This is a genomic window from Aeromonas intestinalis, assembly GCF_054052485.1.
On sequence record NZ_JBSTYK010000006.1, the window covers coordinates 255,259 to 274,625 of the forward strand.

Annotated in this window: 21 protein-coding genes; 9 read left to right on the forward strand and 12 right to left on the reverse strand. The window is 64.6% G+C overall.

The genetic code is table 11. The features are described 5' to 3' along the window. Positions 1-93 precede the first annotated feature (93 nt). Positions 94-987, forward strand: coding sequence for a SanA/YdcF family protein (locus ACW5W7_RS10170; RefSeq protein WP_456501605.1), 894 nt, complete (start codon positions 94-96; stop codon positions 985-987). A gap of 70 nt (positions 988-1,057) precedes the next feature. On the opposite strand, the gene ACW5W7_RS10175 is transcribed toward ACW5W7_RS10170, so the two are convergent. Both ACW5W7_RS10175 and ACW5W7_RS10180 read right to left on the reverse strand, forming a co-directional pair. Further along, positions 1,058-1,672, reverse strand: coding sequence for a superoxide dismutase (locus tag ACW5W7_RS10175; RefSeq protein ID WP_349919925.1), 615 nt, complete (start codon positions 1,670-1,672; stop codon positions 1,058-1,060). Between the two features lie 19 nt (positions 1,673-1,691). Further along, positions 1,692-2,117 carry a hypothetical protein gene (locus ACW5W7_RS10180; protein WP_349922582.1) on the reverse strand — a complete coding sequence of 142 codons (426 nt, stop codon included), beginning with the start codon at positions 2,115-2,117 and terminating at the stop codon, positions 1,692-1,694. Between the two features lie 280 nt (positions 2,118-2,397). Between ACW5W7_RS10180 and ACW5W7_RS10185 the strand changes: the two genes are divergently transcribed. Both ACW5W7_RS10185 and ACW5W7_RS10190 read left to right on the forward strand, forming a co-directional pair. After that, positions 2,398-3,309, forward strand: a complete 912-nt coding sequence (locus ACW5W7_RS10185; protein ID WP_434664488.1) for an alpha/beta fold hydrolase — start codon at positions 2,398-2,400, stop codon at positions 3,307-3,309. Beyond that, positions 3,306-4,058 carry a lipase secretion chaperone gene (locus tag ACW5W7_RS10190; protein ID WP_456501606.1) on the forward strand — a complete coding sequence of 251 codons (753 nt, stop codon included), beginning with the start codon at positions 3,306-3,308 and terminating at the stop codon, positions 4,056-4,058. Before ACW5W7_RS10185 ends, ACW5W7_RS10190 begins: the two co-directional genes overlap by 4 nt. Before the next feature lie 93 nt (positions 4,059-4,151). Here ACW5W7_RS10190 and ACW5W7_RS10195 read toward each other — a convergent pair whose 3' ends face one another. The 3 genes from ACW5W7_RS10195 to sgrR all read right to left on the reverse strand — a co-directional run bounded on the left by ACW5W7_RS10195 (position 4,152) and on the right by sgrR (position 7,070). Further along, positions 4,152-4,853, reverse strand: a complete 702-nt coding sequence (locus ACW5W7_RS10195; protein WP_456501607.1) for a hypothetical protein — start codon at positions 4,851-4,853, stop codon at positions 4,152-4,154. A 31-nt stretch (positions 4,854-4,884) separates the two neighbouring features. Beyond that, positions 4,885-5,280: an acyl-CoA thioesterase gene (locus tag ACW5W7_RS10200; RefSeq protein WP_349919930.1), complete on the reverse strand. Its 396-nt coding sequence runs from the start codon at positions 5,278-5,280 to the stop codon at positions 4,885-4,887. 83 nt (positions 5,281-5,363) lie between these two features. Continuing rightward, positions 5,364-7,070 carry an HTH-type transcriptional regulator SgrR gene (gene sgrR / locus ACW5W7_RS10205; protein WP_456501608.1) on the reverse strand — a complete coding sequence of 569 codons (1,707 nt, stop codon included), beginning with the start codon at positions 7,068-7,070 and terminating at the stop codon, positions 5,364-5,366. 100 nt (positions 7,071-7,170) lie between these two features. Here sgrR and ACW5W7_RS10210 point away from each other — a divergent pair, with 100 nt between their 5' ends. Next, positions 7,171-7,347, forward strand: a complete 177-nt coding sequence (locus ACW5W7_RS10210; protein ID WP_456501609.1) for a hypothetical protein — start codon at positions 7,171-7,173, stop codon at positions 7,345-7,347. Between the two features lie 140 nt (positions 7,348-7,487). Beyond that, on the forward strand, positions 7,488-8,756 hold the full coding sequence (locus tag ACW5W7_RS10215; protein WP_456501610.1) for an O-acetylhomoserine aminocarboxypropyltransferase/cysteine synthase family protein: 1,269 nt from the start codon (positions 7,488-7,490) through the stop codon (positions 8,754-8,756). Between the two features lie 84 nt (positions 8,757-8,840). On the opposite strand, the gene ACW5W7_RS10220 is transcribed toward ACW5W7_RS10215, so the two are convergent. Beyond that, positions 8,841-10,016, reverse strand: a complete 1,176-nt coding sequence (locus ACW5W7_RS10220; protein ID WP_456501611.1) for an iron-containing alcohol dehydrogenase — start codon at positions 10,014-10,016, stop codon at positions 8,841-8,843. Between the two features lie 210 nt (positions 10,017-10,226). Here ACW5W7_RS10220 and ACW5W7_RS10225 point away from each other — a divergent pair, with 210 nt between their 5' ends. Next, positions 10,227-10,811: a hypothetical protein gene (locus tag ACW5W7_RS10225; RefSeq protein ID WP_434664496.1), complete on the forward strand. Its 585-nt coding sequence runs from the start codon at positions 10,227-10,229 to the stop codon at positions 10,809-10,811. Positions 10,812-10,961: 150 nt separating this feature from the next. Here ACW5W7_RS10225 and ACW5W7_RS10230 read toward each other — a convergent pair whose 3' ends face one another. Further along, positions 10,962-11,396: a hypothetical protein gene (locus tag ACW5W7_RS10230; protein ID WP_349919937.1), complete on the reverse strand. Its 435-nt coding sequence runs from the start codon at positions 11,394-11,396 to the stop codon at positions 10,962-10,964. A gap of 408 nt (positions 11,397-11,804) precedes the next feature. Between ACW5W7_RS10230 and ACW5W7_RS10235 the strand changes: the two genes are divergently transcribed. Next, positions 11,805-13,277, forward strand: a complete 1,473-nt coding sequence (locus ACW5W7_RS10235) for a C69 family dipeptidase (protein WP_456501612.1) — start codon at positions 11,805-11,807, stop codon at positions 13,275-13,277. Between the two features lie 57 nt (positions 13,278-13,334). Here ACW5W7_RS10235 and ACW5W7_RS10240 read toward each other — a convergent pair whose 3' ends face one another. From ACW5W7_RS10240 to ACW5W7_RS10250, 3 genes are read right to left on the reverse strand one after another with little or no spacing between them, the layout of a single operon-like run. Continuing rightward, complete coding sequence (locus ACW5W7_RS10240) at positions 13,335-14,081, reverse strand: SDR family oxidoreductase (RefSeq protein WP_456501613.1); 747 nt, start codon at positions 14,079-14,081, stop codon at positions 13,335-13,337. 43 nt (positions 14,082-14,124) lie between these two features. Further along, complete coding sequence (locus ACW5W7_RS10245) at positions 14,125-14,367, reverse strand: DUF3624 domain-containing protein (RefSeq protein WP_349919941.1); 243 nt, start codon at positions 14,365-14,367, stop codon at positions 14,125-14,127. A 31-nt stretch (positions 14,368-14,398) separates the two neighbouring features. Continuing rightward, positions 14,399-14,872, reverse strand: coding sequence for a GNAT family N-acetyltransferase (locus ACW5W7_RS10250; protein ID WP_456501614.1), 474 nt, complete (start codon positions 14,870-14,872; stop codon positions 14,399-14,401). Positions 14,873-15,057: 185 nt separating this feature from the next. Here ACW5W7_RS10250 and ACW5W7_RS10255 point away from each other — a divergent pair, with 185 nt between their 5' ends. Together ACW5W7_RS10255 and ACW5W7_RS10260 are read left to right on the forward strand one after the other, a co-directional pair. Next, positions 15,058-16,500, forward strand: coding sequence for a RimK family protein (locus ACW5W7_RS10255; protein ID WP_456501615.1), 1,443 nt, complete (start codon positions 15,058-15,060; stop codon positions 16,498-16,500). 24 nt (positions 16,501-16,524) lie between these two features. After that, the gene (locus ACW5W7_RS10260) at positions 16,525-17,058 is read left to right on the forward strand and encodes an MgtC/SapB family protein (protein ID WP_456501616.1); all 534 of its coding nucleotides are present in this window, start codon (positions 16,525-16,527) and stop codon (positions 17,056-17,058) included. Between the two features lie 85 nt (positions 17,059-17,143). Here ACW5W7_RS10260 and ACW5W7_RS10265 read toward each other — a convergent pair whose 3' ends face one another. Both ACW5W7_RS10265 and ACW5W7_RS10270 read right to left on the reverse strand, forming a co-directional pair. Next, the gene (locus ACW5W7_RS10265) at positions 17,144-18,763 is read right to left on the reverse strand and encodes an alpha-amylase family glycosyl hydrolase (RefSeq protein ID WP_456501617.1); all 1,620 of its coding nucleotides are present in this window, start codon (positions 18,761-18,763) and stop codon (positions 17,144-17,146) included. A gap of 124 nt (positions 18,764-18,887) precedes the next feature. Continuing rightward, positions 18,888-19,160: a DUF2442 domain-containing protein gene (locus ACW5W7_RS10270; protein ID WP_349919947.1), complete on the reverse strand. Its 273-nt coding sequence runs from the start codon at positions 19,158-19,160 to the stop codon at positions 18,888-18,890. Positions 19,161-19,367 lie beyond the last annotated feature (207 nt).

The window sequence follows — 19,367 nt, forward strand, 5'->3', positions numbered from 1 at the left end:
TCCTCCCGTCCAGCCTCCCCCAGCGACAGTCTCTGCCCGAGTGACACCCTTCGGGGCCATCAAGCCTGACGCCAGCGCCCAAGTTGTAATAGAATGGCTCCTTGTCATCCCTTACTTCAGACCCGAATCGCGCCGCGCATGAAGAAGTTTGCCAAGATCCTGCTCGCCGTTCTCTGCCTGCTGCTGGCCTTTGTCGCCGCACTGCTGGGCTACAGCGAATGGACCGTCTCGGACGCCCGTCACTACACCTATGACGACGTCGATGCCGTGCCCTACAACCGGGTCGCCGTGGTGCTTGGCACCTCCAAATACCTGATCGGGGGCAGCCCGAATCACTACTTCAAATACCGGATCAAGGCCGCGGCCGAGCTCTACAACAACGGCAAGGTGGACTACATCCTGGTCTCCGGCGACAACGCCACCGTGCAGTACAACGAGCCGCGCCAGATGCGGCGCGCCCTGATCCAGGCGGGCATCCCCGCCAGCGCCATCTACAGCGACTACGCGGGTTTTCGCACCCTGGACTCCGTCGTGCGAGCCAAGGAGGTGTTCGGCCAGTCCCGCTTCACCGTGGTCTCCCAGGCCTTCCACAACGAACGCGCCATCTTCATCGCCCGCCACTTCGGCATAGAGGCCGTCGGCTTCAACGCCCTGGATCCCAGCGCCTATCAGGGCATTCGCACCCGGGTGCGTGAAGTGGGCGCCCGCCTGATGGGGCTGCTCGATCTCTATGTACTGGACAAGGGCCCCAAGTTCCTCGGCGAACCCATCGTCATCGGTGGCCCCATTCCCTGCGAGGCCCTGAGCACCCTGGGGGCGAGCCAGCCCTGCCTGCCCCTCCCCACGAGTCAGGGGGAGCCAGCAAAACCGCTGAAAACCGGCCAGGGCGGCGTGGACAAGCCTGCTCCGGCGAACCCCGCCAGCAGTGCCAGCGACACTCGCGAAGCCAGCAGCTCGGCGGTCCCCACCGGCTCGGCAACCGACTGAGGCTCATCGCCCCAAAAAAAGACCCGCCAGCTGGCGGGTCTTTTTTTCATGGGCAGTGGCGGGGCCGGACTTATGCCAGCGCCTGCTGGTAGCGGCGCGCCACCTCGGCCCAGTCCACCACGTTGTAGAAGGCGGCGATGTAGTCGGGACGCTTGTTCTGATACTTGAGGTAGTAGGCGTGCTCCCACACGTCCAACCCGAGGATGGGCACATGTCCCTGCATCAGTGGGCTGTCCTGGTTGGCACTGCTCTCTACCTGCAGCTTGCCGGCCTTGTCCACCACCAGCCAGGCCCAGCCACTGCCGAAACGGCTCAGGGCCGCCTGGGTGAAGGCCTGCTTGAAGGCATCCAGCCCCCCCAGATCCCGTTCGATGGCGGCGGCCAGGGCGCCGCTCGGCACGCCACCACCCTGGGGGCTCATCACTTGCCAGAACAGGCTGTGGTTGGCATGGCCGCCACCGTGGTTGCGCACCGCCCCCTGGATCTTGGCCGGCAGGCTGTCGAAACGGGCCAGCAGTTCATCCACCGGCAAGGCGGCAAGTTCAGGGGCCCCTTCCAGGGCGACGTTCAGGTTGGTGATATAGGTCTGATGATGACGGCTGTGATGGATCTCCATGGTCAGGGCATCGATATGGGGTTCCAGCGCATCGTAGGCATAGGCAAGGGCGGGCAGGGTATGGCTCATGTTCGTCTCTCTTATCGGGTTAATGCAGTCGGGAGGCTGGCTCGGCCTGACACAGACACTGGCCGAGGCAACGTTGAATGCCGTCGTGGCTGCCATGTCTGCGCACGAAGGCGAGCAGCTCGGTACGGGTGTTGTGGCTGTGGCGCTGGGCCGAGGCGCGCAAGGAGGCAGAGCAGGCCGGTGACTGGCTGGTGGCCAGCAGGCAGTCATGGATATGGCACAGCATGTCGGCGGCTCTGTCTGGCAGGGTCATGGCGATCAGCAGATCCGCCATGTTGTGATGGGCCACCACCAGGGCCGCCACCGCCTCATCGGCATCCGGCCAGAAGGAGAACTGCTGGCGAGCCAGCCAGAGCGCCTGCTGGTAGCAGTCGAGCGCCCTGGCATGTTCACCGGCATCGAAATGGCGGTTGCCACACAGGGTCTGCTGTTTCCAGTGCGCCATGCTGTTGTCCGCGTCACTCGCGCCGACCCATCCCTTCACCCAGCTTGCTGTCATGCCTTGAACACCGAAATGATAACAATTATTATTTAACTTATTTGTGCTGGGAACACAAGGGATAGATTTGCCACTCCCCTCTGCCCATATGGGTAGTGTTTTGTCGAGATGATCGGTTTAGTGACCGCACCCACAGATACATTCGAGTTCAACGACCATGCTGATGGGCACTGGCATGAGGCCGGTGGCTGCCAGGCGGCAGTCTGTCGACACAAGGATGATGCAAATGAAGAGATGGCTTCTGGCGCTGCTCTGCGCCCTGCCCCTGCTGGCCCAGGGGGCTGGCTACACCCAGACCCGTTATCCCATCGTGCTGGTGCACGGGTTGTTCGGCTTCGACAAGCTGCTCGGGGTCGATTATTTCTACGGCATTCCCCAGGCCCTGAGCCGGGACGGGGCCAGGGTCTACGTGGCCCAGGTCTCCGCCACCCAGAGTTCCGAGCTGCGTGGTGAACAGCTGCTTAAGCAGGTACAGCAGGTGCTCGCCATCACGGGGGCGGAGAAGGTAAACCTCATCGGCCACTCCCACGGCGGCCCCACCATTCGCTACGTGGCCTCGGTCGCCCCCGAGCTGGTCGCCTCCGCCACCAGCGTGGGGGGGGTCAATCAGGGATCCGAGATAGCGGATCTGGTGCGCGCCAGCGTCACACCGGGCTCGGCCGCCGAACAGCTGGCGGTGGCGGCGGCCTCGGCCCTGTCCGGGGTCATCTCATTGCTCTCCGGTGGCAGCAGCCTGCCCCAGGATCCCCTCAAGGCGCTCGATGCCCTCACCAGCAGCGGGGCCCAGCGCTTCAACCAGCGCTATCCGGAAGGGTTGCCCAGCCAATATTGCGGCGAAGGGCCGCTGCGGGCCGCCAACGGGGTCTACTACTTCTCCTGGAGTGGGCGCGGCAACATGACCAACATCCTGGATCCGGTGGATCCTGCCCTGGCCCTGACCGGCACCTTCTTCAAGGAGCCCAACGACGGCCTGGTCGGCGTCTGCAGCAGCCACCTCGGCAAGGTGATCGGCACCGGCTACCGGATGAACCACCTGGACGAGGTGAACCAGTCCTTCGGCATTCACCACCTGTTCGAAACCGATCCCCTCACCCTCTATCGCCAGCACGCCAACCGCCTGCAGGGGCTGGGGCTATGAAGCGGGGAACCCGGATACTGGGGCTGCTCTGCCCAGCCCTGCTGCTGGCGGGGCTGACCCTGTGGCCAACCCCCGACACCAGCCTGACGGCCGCCCCCGAGCGCGGGGCGCTGCGCCACCAGCTGGCTCAGCGCATCGAGCAGGGAGAGACGGGCGAGGGGGACGATCTGATGCGCCGCTATCAGGGATTCATCGCGGCAGAAGGGAGCCTGACGGTACCAACGGATCCCGGTCTCGCCAGCCTGCAGTTGCTGTTCGACGAGCGCGAGCAGTTGCGCCAGCTGAGCTTCACCCCGGCCGAGCAGGATCAGCTGTTTGCCGAGGATCGGCTGATGGAGCAGTGGACTCTGCGCCGCAAGGCGCTGGCGGAGGCGAACGATGCCGACAAGCCGGGGCTGGCCACCGGGCTGGAGCTCTGGCTGGCGGAGCAACCCCAGTGGTTCAGGGAGGCCGACGCCAATGGCCGCCTGCTGGCCGATCTGCAACAGATGGAGCGTCTGCCAGGGGATGAGCGGGCAGCCTTGCTGCAGGAGCGGCTGGGACAGGAGGCGGCGGATCGCCTGCATCAGCTGGAGCAGGGTCAACAGGCGTTCGATCGGCAGCTGGCGGGCTATCTGGCGGAACTGACCCCTCTTTCCCTCGACGACAGGCTCGGGCAGCAGCAGGAGATACTGGCCAGATGGTTCCAGCCAGAACAATGGAAAAGGGTAGAGGCACTGACCAGAATAAAACTCGGTAAAACCCGATAGGAAGCCCCCCTGTCCGGCTTGCCCGGGCCAGGAGTAGCACGAGTGATCCAGACAACGAGGGGGCCAGCGCCCCCTCGTTGTCTGTCGGCCGCCTTATTGCGGCTTGTTGGCGGCGGGCATGGGCTGCCAGGTGAGGCGGGTCACCTGGGTACCCTGCAGCTCGCAGGTGAAGCAGAGATCCTGCCAGCCCTTCTCCTGGCGCAGGGAAACTTCCCCCTTCACCCCCTCTTCGCTCACCTTTATCTTCTGCGACTCGACCTCCACCTTGTCACCCTTGGCCAGCGCCATCAGCTTGCCGCTGCACAGCCACTGGGCCAGCTCGGCCCCCTTCAACTTGACGCCCCCCTTGGCGGCCTTCTGCTCCGCCTGGCTCGGCACGAACAGCTGGCTCAGTTCGGCGGCCCGTCTGGTGAGCCACTCCTGACGCTGCTGCATGCTCATCTTGCTGACGAACTCCGCCGGCTGACCCTTGTCATCCAGCCACTGGGTCAGGGTGCCCGCGTCGTCGAAGGCGAACTGGGCGGCCGGCTCCTTCACCCCGAACAGCTTGCCCCCCTTGAAGTAGTAGCGACTCTCCCCTTCCAGCTTGCCCAGCTCATTCATGATGGGCACGGCGATGATGACGGGCTGGCCGTCGATCCAGGCCTTGATGTCCACCCCGTCATGACTGAACAGCCGGGTGTCGAGGGCACTCTCGGCCCCCTTCTCCATCAGGGTGAACTGTTCGGCCAGGGTGGCGGCGAGTGCGGGCAGGGAGCTGAGCCCCAGCGCGAGAGCGATCAGGGTATTGCGCATATGTGTCCTGTGATGGCCCGGGGGCCTTGGGTTAACGCTCTATCAACCAGACCTGGAGCCCGGCCTTGTGTTGCTCGTCGAGCGGCCGGGACTGGCGGGTCTGGTAATTGAAATGGATCAGGGTGGTCTCGCCGGTGACGGCCAGCTCCCCCTCTTGCCAGGCTTCCTGCCACAGGGTAAACGAGCTGGTGCCGATGCGGCGCACCCCGGTCTTGATGGTCACCGGCTGGCCGTAGAACAGCTCCCGTTTGAACTGCACCTCATAGCCCGCGATGATCAGATGCCAGTCACGCACGTCCAGCTCGGGAGTGAAGAGACGGAACACGGGATCCCGGGCCGACTCGAACCAGACCGCCGGCACCGTGTTGTTGATGTGGCCGAGGGCGTCTGTCTCTTGAAAACGGGGTTGGATCTGCATTTCCAGCATGGATATCGACTCCTTGTCGTGGGACCGGGCACAGGCTAGCGCGCCCGCTGCCGCGACTCAAGCCTGTCGGTGCCCGGCCGGGATCAAGCTCCGTTTTCTGTCTGCTGTGCCCCCTGTTCGGGTTTTAACCAGGCGCTGCGAAAATCGAACCAGCCCAGGGCCGTCATGCGCACGCCATGCACGCCCACCCGGCTCTCCAGCTCCAGCCAGTGGTGAAACAGGGGCACGAACCAGTGCTGGCGCTGCACCTGCGCCAGCAGGGCGCGGGGGCCGGGGGCCTCCTCCTCGGCGCGCCACTGCGTCAGACCCTGCCACAGGGCCTGCTGGCCCCCCCACACCCGGCGCAGCAAGGGGGTGCCCTGCAACCAGGCGTAGGGGGCGAAGGCCTGCTCGTGCTCGAGGTTGAGGGTGCCGAGCCAGAGATCCACGTCCTCATCCACGCCGCTCACCCAGCGCTCGTAATCCAGGAAACGCACCTCGAGCCGGATCCCCTGTTCGGCCAGCAGGCTGGCCATGGCGCGGCCGCACTCGTCGAACTCCAGGTGCTGGTTGAAGCAGGCCATCACCAGCCGGGCCGGCAACCGTTCGGGCTCGGGGAGCGAAGCCGCCAGCCCCTCCCGCCAGTGAGGCAAGAGGCCGAGGGCACTGGTCCAGCCCCGTTGCAACTCGGGGGCGACCCGCGCCATCAGGGCGATGGGATTGAGCAGACGGGTCAACCAGTGGCGCAGAGCCGGATCCTGCAAGGCGGCGGATCTGTCGTCCTGCAGCAGGAAGTAGCAGCCGGACTCCAGTTCGGACTCCCCGCGCATGGTGCCGAGCTCCGGGCTGTCGCTGCCCAGTTGCAGGTGGCTCTCCAGGCGTTCCGCCAGCTCGGGCAGCATCCAGATGTCGATCTCGTCGAGCAGGGCGCGCAGACCGAAATAGTCGTCAAAGGCGCTCAGGCACAGGTGCAGCGGATCATTGGTGGTCACCCGGTAGGGGCCGGTGCCGACCGGCTGCAAGGGAAATCCGGCCGTGCCTCTCAGCTCCCGGGGCAACACCGCCGCCACCGGCTCTGCCAGCAGATGGAGCAACCAGGGATCCGGGCTGTCCAGGTGCAGATCCAGGGTGCGCGGCCAGGGGCTCTCCAGCCGGGTGAGGTGGGCGAACAGGGGGCGATCCCGCAGCGCCTGCAGGCTGTCTATCACATCCTCCGTCTCCAGCTCGCGACCATGATGAAAGCGCACCGCCGGCCTCAGGTAGAAACGCCAGTGGCGGGGGCCGAGGCACTCCCAGTGGTGGGCCAGATCCCCTTCGATTTCCCCATTTTCCTCATTTCGCCGGGTCAGACCGTTGAAGATCTGCCGGCTCAGGTGCACCTCGGAGCGGCGCAGGGGGGCCGTGGGCAGCAGGTGGGGCAGCGGGCGGTAATAGGGTACCCGCAGGATCTGGCGTCCGGCCCGGGTGGCCTGGCCGAGCTGCTCGATGAGCAGCGGGGTGAGCAGATCCAGCCGATCCTCCGCCACCCTCACCGCCTGGGCCAACAAGCCTTGCTGCAACAACGCCCGCAGGCGACGCCGGATCAGCCCCTCCTGATTGTCCAGCAGGGTCAGCCGGGAGCGACGCCCGCGTCCCGCCTCGGCGGTCCAGTTGAGCCAGCCCTGCTCCTGCATGCGTCTGAGCAACAGGCGGGCGTTGCGCGGGGTGCAGCACAAGAGATCGGCCACCTCGGCGAGGCTTATCTCCCGTTCGTCAGCCCCGAGTTGCTGGGCGAGCCGTTGAAACTGCTGATAGAGACGAGTGGTGGGCATAAAAGAGGAAATCCATGTGCGTGAATTCGTCAGTTTTTACTTCCTCATTTTAGCTCAATACTGATGCCGAACATGAGTACAACGTCACAGGAGCACCATCATGAGCCATGTATCTACCCCCAAGCCGGACCGGACCCAACAGATCCTGCGCCGCTACTTCCTGCGGATCCTGCCCCGCTCGCTGCCGCTGATCGAGGATCCCATGAACCAGCTCAACCGCCTGATGCAGTGGGACATGACCCAGATCGACGACAGGGAGTACCGCCGCCGCTTCTGAGCCCCGGGGCAGGGGCCGGATCACATCGCCAGCAGAAGCAATAGCTTTGCCGGATCTGCCTGTTTACAACGGGTCAGAGGCTGCTAGATTGGACGTCTATCCATCTATAACAGTGAGCTACATCCAGCAAGGAGTGTGTGATGAAAGATGCGACCCTGGCCCTGCACCACGGCTTTTCCCACGACCCCACCACCAAGGCGGTGGCCGTGCCCATCTACCAGACGGTGGCTTACGAATTCGACAACGCCCAGCACGGGGCGGATCTGTTCAATCTGGCAGTGCCCGGCAACATCTACACCCGCATCATGAATCCCACCAACGACGTGCTGGAGCAGCGCCTCGCCGCCCTGGAAGGGGGCATCGCCGGGCTGGTGGTATCGGCGGGCTCCGCCGCCATCACCTATGCCATCCAGGCACTCACCGCCGCCGGGGACAATATTGTCTCCACCCCCCAGCTCTACGGTGGCACCTACACCCTGTTCGCCCACATGCTGCCAAGCTTCGGGGTCGAGGTGCGTTTCGCCAAGGATGACAGCGCCGAGGCCATCGCCGCCCTCATCGACGACAGGACCAAGGCGGTCTACTGCGAGAGCATCGGCAACCCGGCGGGCAATATCGTCGATCTGGCGGCCTTCGCCCGGGTGGCTCACGCCCGCGGCGTGCCTCTCATCGTCGACAACACCGTCGCCACCCCGGTGCTGTGCAAACCCATCGAGCACGGCGCCGACATCGTCGTCCACAGCCTCACCAAGTACGTGGGGGGCCATGGCAACTCCCTCGGCGGCGTCATCGTCGACTCGGGCAAGTTCCCCTGGGCGGATCACGCCGAGCGCTTCCCCCAGCTCACCCGGCCAGAGCCCTCCTACCACGGGGTGGTCTACACGGAAGCCTTCGGCCCGGCGGCCTTTATCGGCCGGGTGCGCACCGTGCCCCTGCGCAATACCGGCGCGGCGCTGGCCCCCATGAACGCCTTCCTGCTGCTGCAGGGGCTGGAGACCCTGAGCCTGCGCATGGAGCGCCACGTGGATAACGCCCTGCGGGTCGCCCACCACCTCAAACATCACCCCAAGGTGGCCTGGGTCAGCTATGCCGGCCTGCCGGGCCACCCCCACTACCCGCTGGCGGAGCAGTACATGAAAGGTCGCCCCTCAGCCATTCTCTCGTTCGGGTTGAAGGACGGTTACGAGGCGGGGGTACGCTTCTACGATGCGCTGAAGATCTTCAAGCGGCTGGTCAATATCGGTGACGCCAAATCCCTGGCCTGCCACCCCGCCTCCACCACCCACCGCCAGCTGAGCGAGGCCGAGCAGGCCAGAGCCGGGGTCAAACCGGAGATGATCCGGCTGTCGGTGGGCATCGAGGCCATCGAGGATATACTGGCGGATCTGGATCAGGCCCTGGAGGCCTGAGGCCGCGCATGTCACCGTCCTGTCTATAGCAAAACGCCCCGTCAGACGGGGCGTTTTGCATGATGGAGAACGACAGGCGCGGGATCAGATCGCGTGGGAGAGGATCCTGGCGACCTTGTCCGGATCGATGTCCTGATGCTCCCCGAGGGCGGTCAAGTCGAAGCGCTTCAGGTTGGAGCAGATCCCCGGGATGCAGGACGCATCCAGGCCGTAGTCGGCGAGGCGGGTGCCCACCCCCATCTGCTGGAAGAACTGCTCGGTGCGGATGATGGCCTCCTCGATGCGCAACGCCCTGTCTTCCCGTCTGGAATGCCAGACCCGCTCGGCAAACTGGGCCAGCTTCTCCTGCTTCTGAGACGCCTGCTCCCGCAGCAGGGAGGGCAGCACCACCGCCAGGCTCTGGGCGTGATCCAGCCCGTGCAGGGCGGTGAGCTGATGGCCGATGGCGTGGGTGGACCAGTCCTGGGGCACCCCGCGCCCGATGAGGCCGTTCAGGGCCAGGCTGGCGGCCCACATCAGGTTGGCCCGCACCAGGTAGTTGGTGGGCTCCGCCAGCGCGCGCGGACCGTTGTCCACCAGCACCTGCAGCAAGCCTTCCGCCAGCCTGTCCTGCACCTCGCCCCCCACCGGGAAGGTGAGGTACTGCTCGGTGATGTGGATGAAGGCATCCACCACGCCGTTGCCGATCTGTCGGGCCGGCAGGCTGTAGGTAGTGGTGGGATCCAGCACGGCGAAGCGGGGCTGCACCAGTTCGCTCTTGAAGGAGAGCTTGGCGTCACCCCGGCTCACCACGGCGGCGGGGTTGCTCTCCGAACCGGTGGCCGGCAGGGTCAGCACGCAGCCGAGCGGCAGCGCCGCGTCCACCGCCGCCTTGTGCAGCAGGATGTCCCAGGGATCTTCCCCCTCGAAACGGGCGGCGGCGGCCACGAACTTGGAGCCATCCACCACGGAGCCGCCCCCCACCGCCAGCAGGAAGTCGATGCCCTCGAGTTTCACCAGGGCTACCGCTTCCATCAGCTGATCGTACTGGGGATTGGCGCCGATGCCGGAGAACTCCTGCCACTCCATGCCCGCCAATGCCCGGGTCAGCTGCTCATAGACCCCGTTCTGCTTGATGCTGCCCCCGCCATAGAGCACCAGCAGGCGGCTGCCCGTCGGGATAAGCTCCGGCAGGCTGGCGATCTGGCCCTCCCCGAAACAGACCCGGGTCGGATTGGCATATTGGAAGTTGTACACGGCAAAGCCCTCGGTTGAATGCATGCAGGGGGATTGTGCGCCCCCCGGCTGGCAAGGTCAAAAACGGGATCCCCTTATCAAATGGCGCGGGGGGACACGGAAGGGGGATGGTACTCAGGTGTGACTTTGCTATGGTGGTAATGGGGAGCGGCCATCCGGCCCTTGCCCTCATCGGTTCATCGCCGCCGCATCACCATCGGGTGCGCACCATTTTCTGATCACAGGATCTTTATCATGAAGCTGAAACACGCATGGATTGCCGGTCTGCTCACCCTCTCGTCCGTCTCCCTGGTACAGGCCGCCGTGGTCACCACCAATGTGGCCGTCACGCCGGGCAGCGCCAGCCTGGCGGAAGAGGTGACGGCCCAGGCGACGGTCACTGCCATCGATCTGGCCACCCGCAAGGTCAGCCTGAAGAATGCCGACGGCAAGCCCTTCGATCTGGTCGCCGGGGAAGAGGTCACCAATCTGCAGAACATCAAGGTGGGGGATGTGGTGGCGCTGCGCTACCTGCAACTGCTGGATCTGGAGCTGCTCAAGGGCACCGCCGGGGTACGCAAACGGGTGGTCGAGGTAGAAGGGAGCAAGGCCGCCGCCGGGCAGGAGCCGGGCGCAGGCGCCGGCATGCAGGTGACCATCTATGCGGACGTCATCGACATCGACAAGGCGACCCAGACCATCAAGGTCAAGGGCGTGGACAAGACCCTCACCGTCAAGGTGAACGACCCCGCCCAGTTTGCCCTGATCGCCAAGGGGGATCAGATCAAGGCGGTCCAGACTACGGCCATCGGTATCGGCATCGTGCCAGAGCAGAAGTGATCACCCCCTGATCCACGGGGAGGGCACACCTCCCCGTCTCCACCATCCCGCACCTGACCCCTGCTCTCGCCGCTGTGCGCCCCCAGCCACCCGGTGGCAAGCCCTTGCCTACGGCCAACAACGATTGCCGTTTGGGTCAGGTTTTTACCCTCAGGCGCTCTGCGTCTCTGACGCCTTGCCGGTGAGTCTGTCCATGGCTGCCTTGAGCATGGCATCCCGCTGCTCGGTCAGGGCCTTGGTCTGTGCCTCCCGCTCCTCGCCGGAGAGCTGCTTGTTGCCGGCCACCTCCTTGAGCTGACTCTCGATGGCGTCAAATTTCTTGCGATCAAAGCCCAGCGCCTTGTCCACCAGCTGCTGGACCAGCACATTATTGGCGCTGCCGCTCTGGCCCGTGCTCTTGCCGCTCTTGGCCAGGTGCTCATAGGTCAGCACCTGCTGCGCCTTGCCGGTCATCACCTGGCTGGAGAGGCTGACTTGCTGATCCCAACCGCCGCCCTGCTGGCTGTCGCTGGCGCTGAGGGTGGCCAGGGCCCGCTGTTGGGACGCGCTCTGGGCGAGTTGCTGACCATAGGGTTTGATATTCATGAGAGCTCCGCGCTGTCTGCCGGCCCGACCGGCGTTTGGGGATGCATCCCCGTGATGGCAACAGCAGAGCAAGTTGCAGGCCAAGTTGCCGAGATGGCGTCCAGACGCCCCCTTTCACCGCAGATCCCGCTGCCCAGGCACCATGGGGCCACAGCCCTCACCACTTATTGCTCTCATCACCGAACAAAAGCCATGAATGACCCACAGATCACAAAATAAACACCTAAGGAGGAATAAGATGCCAGCGCACAATACGGTCAGGACGCGGTATTGTGGATGAAGTGTTTGCAATATCAATAAGATGCAGACCAATCTACCGGCATCCCCAGGTTGCCGCCCAAGGCCTGCGGCAAGCCCCCTCTCCTCATCCGGCCTGACTCACACTCACTATCAGCTTCGGGCAACCTCATGAAAAAACACACCTTGAGTCTTCTCAGCGCCACCCTGTTCACCCTGATCGGCAGCAGTGCCGATGCCTGCACCGGCCTCATCGTCGGCAAGGGCGCCAGCGCAGACGGCAGCGTGATGATCGCCAGAAACGAGGATTTCGGCGTCAACAACTGGAACAAACATCTGGTCTTCCATCCCGCCAGGCAGAACGAGGGCAAGCTGTGGAAGCTTGGCAACGGGCTTGAAGTGCCCATGCCCAAGGCCTTCCTCGCCTACTCCGCCATCCGTGACTGGGATGCCGTCACCAGCGAGCCCGCCGGCGGATATTACGAGGAGCGCGGCATCAACGAAGCCAACGTCGCCATCTCGGCCACCACCAGCGCCGAGGTCAACGAGCGGGCCCAGAAAGCCGATCCGCTGATCGAGACCGGCGTCATCGAGGCCGTCATCCCCACCCTGATCCTGCCCCAGGCGAAAAGCGCCAAGGAGGGGGTCGAACTGCTCGGTCGCTATGTGGAGACTTATGGCGCCGGTGAGGGCAACAGCCTCTATCTGGCGGACGTGAACGAGGCCTGGCTGATGGAGATAGGCTCCGGCCACCACTGGATCGCGGTGCGGGTCCCTGACGACAGCTACGCCATGGTGGCCAACGGCCTGCGCATCCACGACGTCAATCTGGACGGCGCCGATGTGCTGCACTCCCCCAAACTGCTGGAGTTCGTGCGCGAGCACAAGCTGCTGGATAACCCGGATGCCAAGGCCTTCAACTTCGCCAAGGCGTTCGGGGTCATCGCCGACCCTTACAACGTGGACAGAGAGTGGCTCGGCCAGCAGATGTTGAGTGCCTCCCACCAGCAGTCCACCCGCCAGGCGCAGTATCCCCTGTTTATGAAACCGGATGCCCCCATCGCCGTGCCGGATGTGACCAGGGTGCTCAGCGCCACCTATGAGGGCACGCCACTCGATGGCAAGGCGGAGCGGCCCATTCGCATCGACCGGCAGCTCGAGTCCCACATCATCCAGTTGCGCAAGGAGATGCCCAAAGAGCTGCAGGGGCTCATCTGGCAGAGCTACGGCGTGCTGGCCGAGTCGGTGATGGTGCCCCTCTACAACACCCTGGGGTCCTACCCCCTGCCCTACCAGAGTGGCAGCGACACCTATTCCGACGACTCCGCCTACTGGCAGTTCCGCAGCCTGACCGCGCTGGCCAACACCAACCCGGACAAATACCTGCCCCTGCTGCGGGGGGTCTGGGCCAAACAGAGCGACAAGTACTACAAGGAGGTGGCGGTGCTGGACAAGACCCTCAAGCAGACCTATGCCAGCGACAAGGGCACGGCGCTGCAGCTCGCCGCCGACTACTCCTACGGCCAGCTGGAGCAGAGCTATCAGCTCGCCAAAGAACTGCGCTTCAAACTGATGACGGATCTCACCAAGAGCACGGAGAAGAAATATTCGGAGGAGGAGTTCAAGAAGATCATGAGCCTGTAGGATCAGGTTTCAACAAAGAGGCGCCATCAGGCGCCTCTTTTTATTGCATCGGAGGGATCAGTGGCGACTGATATGAAGCGGCCCGAAGGTTTGGGCCACCGGCATGATCTCGATGCTGTTGATGTTGACGTGGGCGGGCTGCTGGCTGACCCAGAGCACGGTATTGGCGATGTCTTCCGGCTGGATGGACTTCACCCCCTGATAGACGGAGGCCGCCTTGGCGTCATCCCCGTGGAAACGCACGTTGGAGAACTCGGTGCCGCCGCACAGGCCGGGCTCCACATTGGTGACCCGGATGGCGGTGCCCGCCAGATCCGCCCGCAGGTTCAGGCTGAACTGCTTCACGAACGCCTTGGTGGCGCCATAGACGTTGCCGCCCGGATAGGGGTAGGTGCCGGCGATGGAGCCAATGTTCACCACGTGGCCGCGATTGCGCTCCACCATGCCCGGCAGCAGCAGGCGAGTGAGCAGGGTCAGGCCGCTGATGTTGGTGGCGATCATCTGCTCCCAATCCTCCAGATCCGCCTTGTGGGCGGGTTCGAGCCCAAGCGCCAGGCCGGCGTTGTTGACCAGCAGATCCACCTGCTGCCACCCGGCGGGCAGGCCCGCGATGGCGGCGCGGGTGGCGGCCTTGTCCTGCACGTCGAACACCAGGGGCAGGAAGTTCTCCCCCAGCTCTCCGGCCAGGCTGGCCAGCCGCTCGGCACGGCGACCGGTGCCGATCACCTTATAACCGGCACCCACCAGCAAGCGGCTGATGGACTCACCAAAACCGGACGACGCGCCCGTTACCATTGCAATCATCGGAACCTCCATTGTCATTTATCTAATTGATAGCTAAAAGAATTCATTCATCTCCCGCCGGCTTGGCGAAGCGTCGCCAGAGAAATGCCAGCAGGTGCAGCCCAAACAGACCGGAGCCCGCCAGGGCAAACAGCAGGGCGGTGAGAGCATTGACCGAGGTGTCGGCCCCCAGCCACCCCCAGGCCAGCCAGCCGATGGCCCCGATGAGGAGGGTCTGGGCGGCGCAGACCGGGCAGCGCCCCAGCTTGGCGCGGATGCTGGTCGCGAGGCAGTCATCACAGCTCATGTGTCATCCCTCGGTTTCTGGGCATCCCGGCTCATGGGCTGTTCCGTTGGTCCGCTTGCAGTTCCAGCACCAGCCGATGTGCATGCTGACCCGGCCCGTAATAATCCGGCAGCCGCAGGCGGGAGCGAAAGCCCAGCTCGCGGTAGAGGGCGCCGGCCTCGGGGTTGGCATCGGACACCTCGAGGCGGATGGCCCCCCAGCCTGCGGCCCTGCCCTCGGCGATCACCTGCTCCAGCAGGCGGCGGGCCCAGCCCTGGCGGCGCACCGTCCAGCGGATGGCGAGGGTCTGGATGGTGAGCCGATCCCAGCCCTTGTGCTCCAGCACGCAGAGATAGCCCATCAACTGGGCCTTGTCGTCTTCCAGCAGCAGGGTGCGGCCCTTGGCCTGGTTGAGCAGATAGTGCCAGCGGCTGCGGCCGAAGGCGACCTCGGGGGGAAAACAGTAGCGCTCCAGCCGGGTGATGGCGCCCAGATCGTCGGGGTGGGCGGCCCGTAGGGTCAACAAGGCGTTATCCTCGTTCGGTTATTTATCCTCAGCACCAAAAATGCGACTTGTATCACAAGTTACCAAGGCAGATGATTAGGCACTGTAACCTCTTGTTTCCCCTCGCGCCATTGTCGTGCTTGTCGGTGCATCGAAGCCCACTGGGGAGACTGCCATCCGGGCAGTCCTTTTGTGGAGCCGAAAATATGAGTACCTATGTCATCGTCGAGGAGCTCGGCGACTGGCCCTGCCATGCCGACTACCTGCTGACCGCCCGCACTTACCTGCAGCACGGCCTGCCCACCACGGGTGGTCGCCCCCGCATCATCAACCTCTGCCGCAGCCTGGAACACCTGAGTGCCGGCTACTACTGCTCCCTGCTGGCCCAGGCCCGCAGCCACCACTGTCTGCCGGGGCTGCAGGCCATCAGCGTGCTGCAACCCCAGCAACCGCCGGCCAAGCTGTGGCGCAAGCTGCAGGGCTGGCTGAGTCGCCAGAGCGAGGACAGGATCCGGGTACGCGCCATCTTCGGGCAGTGCGAGCAGAGCGAGCTGGCGGGCCTGGCCCGCTACTACTACGGCCTGAGCCAGCTGCCGCTGCAGGAGCTGACCCTCAAGCGCGGCCGCCACGGCTGGTCGGTGCGCCAGCAGCAGAGCCTGTCACCACTGGAACTGAGCCAGGAGGAGCGGGAGCTGATGCTGCAGCACGCCCAGGCTCTGGTGGGGGCCGCTGACGAAGAGCAGGCGGCCCCCCTCTATCAACTCGCCATCCTGGTGGATCCCAACGACGGCCGTGCCAGCAGTGACGAACTGGCCCTGCGCCGCTTCATCCAGGCCGCCGCCGCCCAGGGGATCCAGGCCGAGATCCTGGCACCCTCGGCCATCGAGAGGCTGCCTGAGTTCGACACCCTCTGGCTGCGATCCGAGACGGCGGTGGGTCACTACACCTTCGAATTCGCCCGCCGCGCCGAACAGCTCAAGATGCCGGTGATCGACAGTTCCCGCGCCATCCTCGCTTGCAGCAACAAGCTCTATCTGTACGAACTGATGGTACGCAGCGGCGTCCCCATGCCGCCGACCATGGTGGTGACCCGCCGCGGCCGCCACCATGTGGACGAACTGGTACAACGGCTCGGCCTGCCGCTGATCGTCAAGGTGCCCGATGGTGCCCAGGGGCGGGATCTCGCCATGGCAAGCGACGAGATCCAGCTCGCGCGTCTGCTGGACGAGGGGCTCGGTCGCTCCGCCCTGCTGCTGGTACAGAGCCGGATCCCCGCCGAGTTCGACTGGCGCATCGGCTTCCTCGACGGTTCCCCTCTGTTCGCTTGTCGCCGCTTCCGGCCCGAGCCCGGCAACCGCATCCGTCGTCGCAAGCACCCCCTCGACATGAGCCGCATCGAGGCCCTGCCCCTCACCGAGGTGCCGGAGCGCGTGCTGCAGACCGCCCGCCGCGCCGTCCATCAACTCGGCAACGGCCTGTTCGGCGTCGATCTGCGCCAGCAGGGACGGGACTGCGTCTTGCTGGAAATCATCGACAATCCCTGGATCCGTGGCGATATTGAAGACAAGGAGGCAAAGGACCTCTATGAGCGCCTGGCCAGGGCCTTCCGGCAGCGACTGGAAAACCGGGGGCAGGGCGCGCTCGGATAACAAGCATCGAACGCAGAGGTGAACATGATGACAACGCAGTGGTGGGACATAGCGCCCCTCGGCTGGGAGAATATCCTGGCCTGCCTGGTGTGCGGCGGTCTGGTGGGGCTGGAGCGTCAGCTTCACGGCAAGCCGGTCGGCATCCGCACCTCCTCCCTCATCGTCCTCGGTACATACTGTTTTCTCGCCATCGGGGCCACCGTCAGCACGGTGGCCGCCGATCAGGCTCGGGTGCTGGGCCAGCTCATCACCGGCATCGGCTTTCTCGGCGCCGGGGTCATGATGACCCGGGACGGCCAGGTGCAAGGCGTCACCTCGGCAGCCACCATCTGGATGCTGGCCGCCCTCGGCGCCCTCATCGGCATGGAGCTGCTGCGTCAGGCCTTGCTGCTCACCGGCGTCACCCTGGGGATCCTGGTGGGTGTGCACTACCTGGAGAGCAGCTTCAAGAGTCTGCGCCGCGGGGTACACGACAGACTGGAGCTGTGGCGCAGCGGCAACGGTCATGCTCCCACCCGCAACCACAGGGATGAACTCGGCAGCGGCATCGAGAAATAGCGAATGCCGGCGAAACCGGAACAATGCAGCAGGGCTCCATATCGGAGCCCTGCTTGTTGCTGGGGTAAAGGTGCGAGGTGGCGCGCTATTGCAGCAGCAGGAAGCGTCCGCTGAGCGGCGGCAACTCGACGGTTACGCTGCTGCCTCCGAGGGCCAGCCGCTCGCCGCTTTGCAGATCCACCAGGGCACTGCCGCTGCGCAGTTTACCGACCGGCACCCCATAGCTCTGGGGCGTGCTGGAGACGTTGAGCAGGTAGACGACTTGCTCGGCTGCCGTCTGCTTGATGTCCCCGTAGACGCTGCCATCGGCCACCAGCTTGACCCGCTCCCCCTGATAGAGGGCGGGGTGAGCGGCGCGCAGGGCCAGCAGCTGGCCGAGCCAGGCCTTGAGATCCGCCTGCTCGCTGCTCGGCACGAAGTCGGTGACGCCCGGCACCTTGCCGTCGCTGCGGGCCACGTGATCGTCGCACAATCCCTGGGCTGCACAGTCGCCGCTCACCTGCTTGGCAAAGCCCGGCACCTCATCACCAAACTCCTCCCCGTAGTAGAGGGTGATGGGACCGGAGCGGGCCGCGAGGAAGCTCAGGGCCGCCTTGTGGCGCAACCAGTAGCCCGCCGGATCGAAGTTGCCGCGCTGGAGCAGGTCGCCGAAGCGCACCAGATCGTGGTTGCCCAGCATCAGGTTCGGCATGGCGTGGCTGGGGTAGTTCTCCACCTTGTTCCAGCTGGCATCGAGCACACCAGCCCCCTGCCCGCCCTTGCCGGACTCTTCCACCGCCAGGGCCTGTACCAGGCCGTAACGCAGGGGGAAGTCGAACGCCGAGGGGAGTGCCGGCTTGTCGCTCGGGCCATAGGCTTCACTTCGGATCTCGTTCGCCCCCTTCCACACCTCCCCCACCAGGTAGCCCAGGGTGCCCCACTGCTGACCTGCGGCCTTGCGAGCCGCGCTCGCCTGCTCCACCTCGGTGCGAATGGCGCGCCAGTCGTCCAGCCCGAGCTGATAGGCCTGATCCAGGCGCCAGCCATCGATGCCGTACTGCTCGACCCAATAGCGAGCAACTTCCTTGAAGTAGGCGAGGCTCTCTGGCTTGCCGTAATCCACCAGCTGGCCCGGATACCCGGCGCCGCCGCTCTTGAGGGCAGGCAGACGTCCCTCGGGGGAAGGCTTGCTCACCCCGACTGTGTTGACGTGGCCGAACACCCCATCGAGCAGGACATAGAGCCCCCGCTTGTGGGCCTCGTCCACCAGGGTCTTGAGCTCCGCATTGGTGCCGAAATTGGGATCGACGTTGAAGAAGTCGCAGGCGAAGTAGCCGGTGGCATCCAGCCTGTCGTCCCCGCCCTGACCGGCGCAGGAGTCAAACACCGGAGTGAGCCAGAGAGCGTTGACGTTGAGGCTCTTGATGTGATCCAGGCTCTGGATGATCCCTTGCAGATCCCCGTTGTGCCGGGAGGGGCCATAGCCGACCCCGTAGTTGGCAGCCCCATTCCCGTCGACGAAGGACTCCACCATCACCTGGTAGATCCGCAGGTTGCAAGCGGCCAGATCCGTGCCATAGCAAGCCCTGGCGGAGGCAGGAGGAGAAGGTGGATTGACCACCGGCGGCTGGGTCTCAGTCTCTGTGCTGCCGCCACCACTGCCGCATGCAGAGAGGAGCATGGCTGCCCCCAATAGGGCGCCATGGCGCAACTTTCCCTGTTTCATTGTTATCTTCCCGCTGTGGAGGTATCGGCGCAGGGTGCGCCGTACTGATGCCATATTAACCAGCGGACAGAAGGAGGTCTGTGACTGAAAACGTTATCTGGTTCAGCGTGTTAGCGCTGCCGGCTCAGTGCAGGTTACGGCTGTTGAACGCCTCGCGCTCGTCGATGGGGGTGATGAGGTGATAGACCTCGTGAGCGGCCAGCACGCAGCCTCCCGGCCAGGCCAGCTGATGGCGATCATTGATGAAGACCCGGGCACAACGTCGTTCCGTGTCCAGGGTGGCAAACAGGGGTTGCTCACGCCAGGGGGTCAAGTCCAGCGCCCCCGTGGTTCCGTCCGAAAGCACCACAAACAGACACCATCCCTGCAGATACTCCACATCCAGAAAGACCGGCATGATCTCGGCTCCATTCGAGAGATTCCGGCGCCATTATAGTGAAGCGCGCCCCATGCTTTGTGATGCCCATCACGTTTCAATCAGCCGTTTATACCGTCATTTTGTGTGAGATTGCCCAGTAAAACCGGCCACCGCCCCACTCCCTGAACATTTTCCTTCCCCTTGCCGCAACCTTATCGAACCGCCACTGTCATACATTTGCAACAT

Coding starts and splice junctions, on each gene's coding strand:
- ACW5W7_RS10195 (WP_456501607.1), bottom strand. CDS start 4,853: ATGCGCAATACCCTGATCGCTCTCGCGCTGGGGCTCAGCTCCCTGCCC.
- ACW5W7_RS10270 (WP_349919947.1), bottom strand. CDS start 19,160: ATGCCGGTCTTTCTGGATGTGGAGTATCTGCAGGGATGGTGTCTGTTT.
- ACW5W7_RS10265 (WP_456501617.1), bottom strand. CDS start 18,763: ATGAAACAGGGAAAGTTGCGCCATGGCGCCCTATTGGGGGCAGCCATG.
- ACW5W7_RS10175 (WP_349919925.1), bottom strand. CDS start 1,672: ATGAGCCATACCCTGCCCGCCCTTGCCTATGCCTACGATGCGCTGGAA.
- sgrR (WP_456501608.1), bottom strand. CDS start 7,070: ATGCCCACCACTCGTCTCTATCAGCAGTTTCAACGGCTCGCCCAGCAA.
- ACW5W7_RS10185 (WP_434664488.1), top strand. CDS start 2,398: ATGAAGAGATGGCTTCTGGCGCTGCTCTGCGCCCTGCCCCTGCTGGCC.
- ACW5W7_RS10230 (WP_349919937.1), bottom strand. CDS start 11,396: ATGAATATCAAACCCTATGGTCAGCAACTCGCCCAGAGCGCGTCCCAA.
- ACW5W7_RS10200 (WP_349919930.1), bottom strand. CDS start 5,280: ATGCTGGAAATGCAGATCCAACCCCGTTTTCAAGAGACAGACGCCCTC.
- ACW5W7_RS10260 (WP_456501616.1), top strand. CDS start 16,525: ATGATGACAACGCAGTGGTGGGACATAGCGCCCCTCGGCTGGGAGAAT.
- ACW5W7_RS10170 (WP_456501605.1), top strand. CDS start 94: ATGGCTCCTTGTCATCCCTTACTTCAGACCCGAATCGCGCCGCGCATG.
- ACW5W7_RS10225 (WP_434664496.1), top strand. CDS start 10,227: ATGAAGCTGAAACACGCATGGATTGCCGGTCTGCTCACCCTCTCGTCC.
- ACW5W7_RS10255 (WP_456501615.1), top strand. CDS start 15,058: ATGAGTACCTATGTCATCGTCGAGGAGCTCGGCGACTGGCCCTGCCAT.
- ACW5W7_RS10210 (WP_456501609.1), top strand. CDS start 7,171: ATGAGCCATGTATCTACCCCCAAGCCGGACCGGACCCAACAGATCCTG.
- ACW5W7_RS10180 (WP_349922582.1), bottom strand. CDS start 2,117: ATGGCGCACTGGAAACAGCAGACCCTGTGTGGCAACCGCCATTTCGAT.
- ACW5W7_RS10235 (WP_456501612.1), top strand. CDS start 11,805: ATGAAAAAACACACCTTGAGTCTTCTCAGCGCCACCCTGTTCACCCTG.
- ACW5W7_RS10190 (WP_456501606.1), top strand. CDS start 3,306: ATGAAGCGGGGAACCCGGATACTGGGGCTGCTCTGCCCAGCCCTGCTG.
- ACW5W7_RS10215 (WP_456501610.1), top strand. CDS start 7,488: ATGAAAGATGCGACCCTGGCCCTGCACCACGGCTTTTCCCACGACCCC.
- ACW5W7_RS10245 (WP_349919941.1), bottom strand. CDS start 14,367: ATGAGCTGTGATGACTGCCTCGCGACCAGCATCCGCGCCAAGCTGGGG.
- ACW5W7_RS10240 (WP_456501613.1), bottom strand. CDS start 14,081: ATGATTGCAATGGTAACGGGCGCGTCGTCCGGTTTTGGTGAGTCCATC.
- ACW5W7_RS10220 (WP_456501611.1), bottom strand. CDS start 10,016: ATGCATTCAACCGAGGGCTTTGCCGTGTACAACTTCCAATATGCCAAT.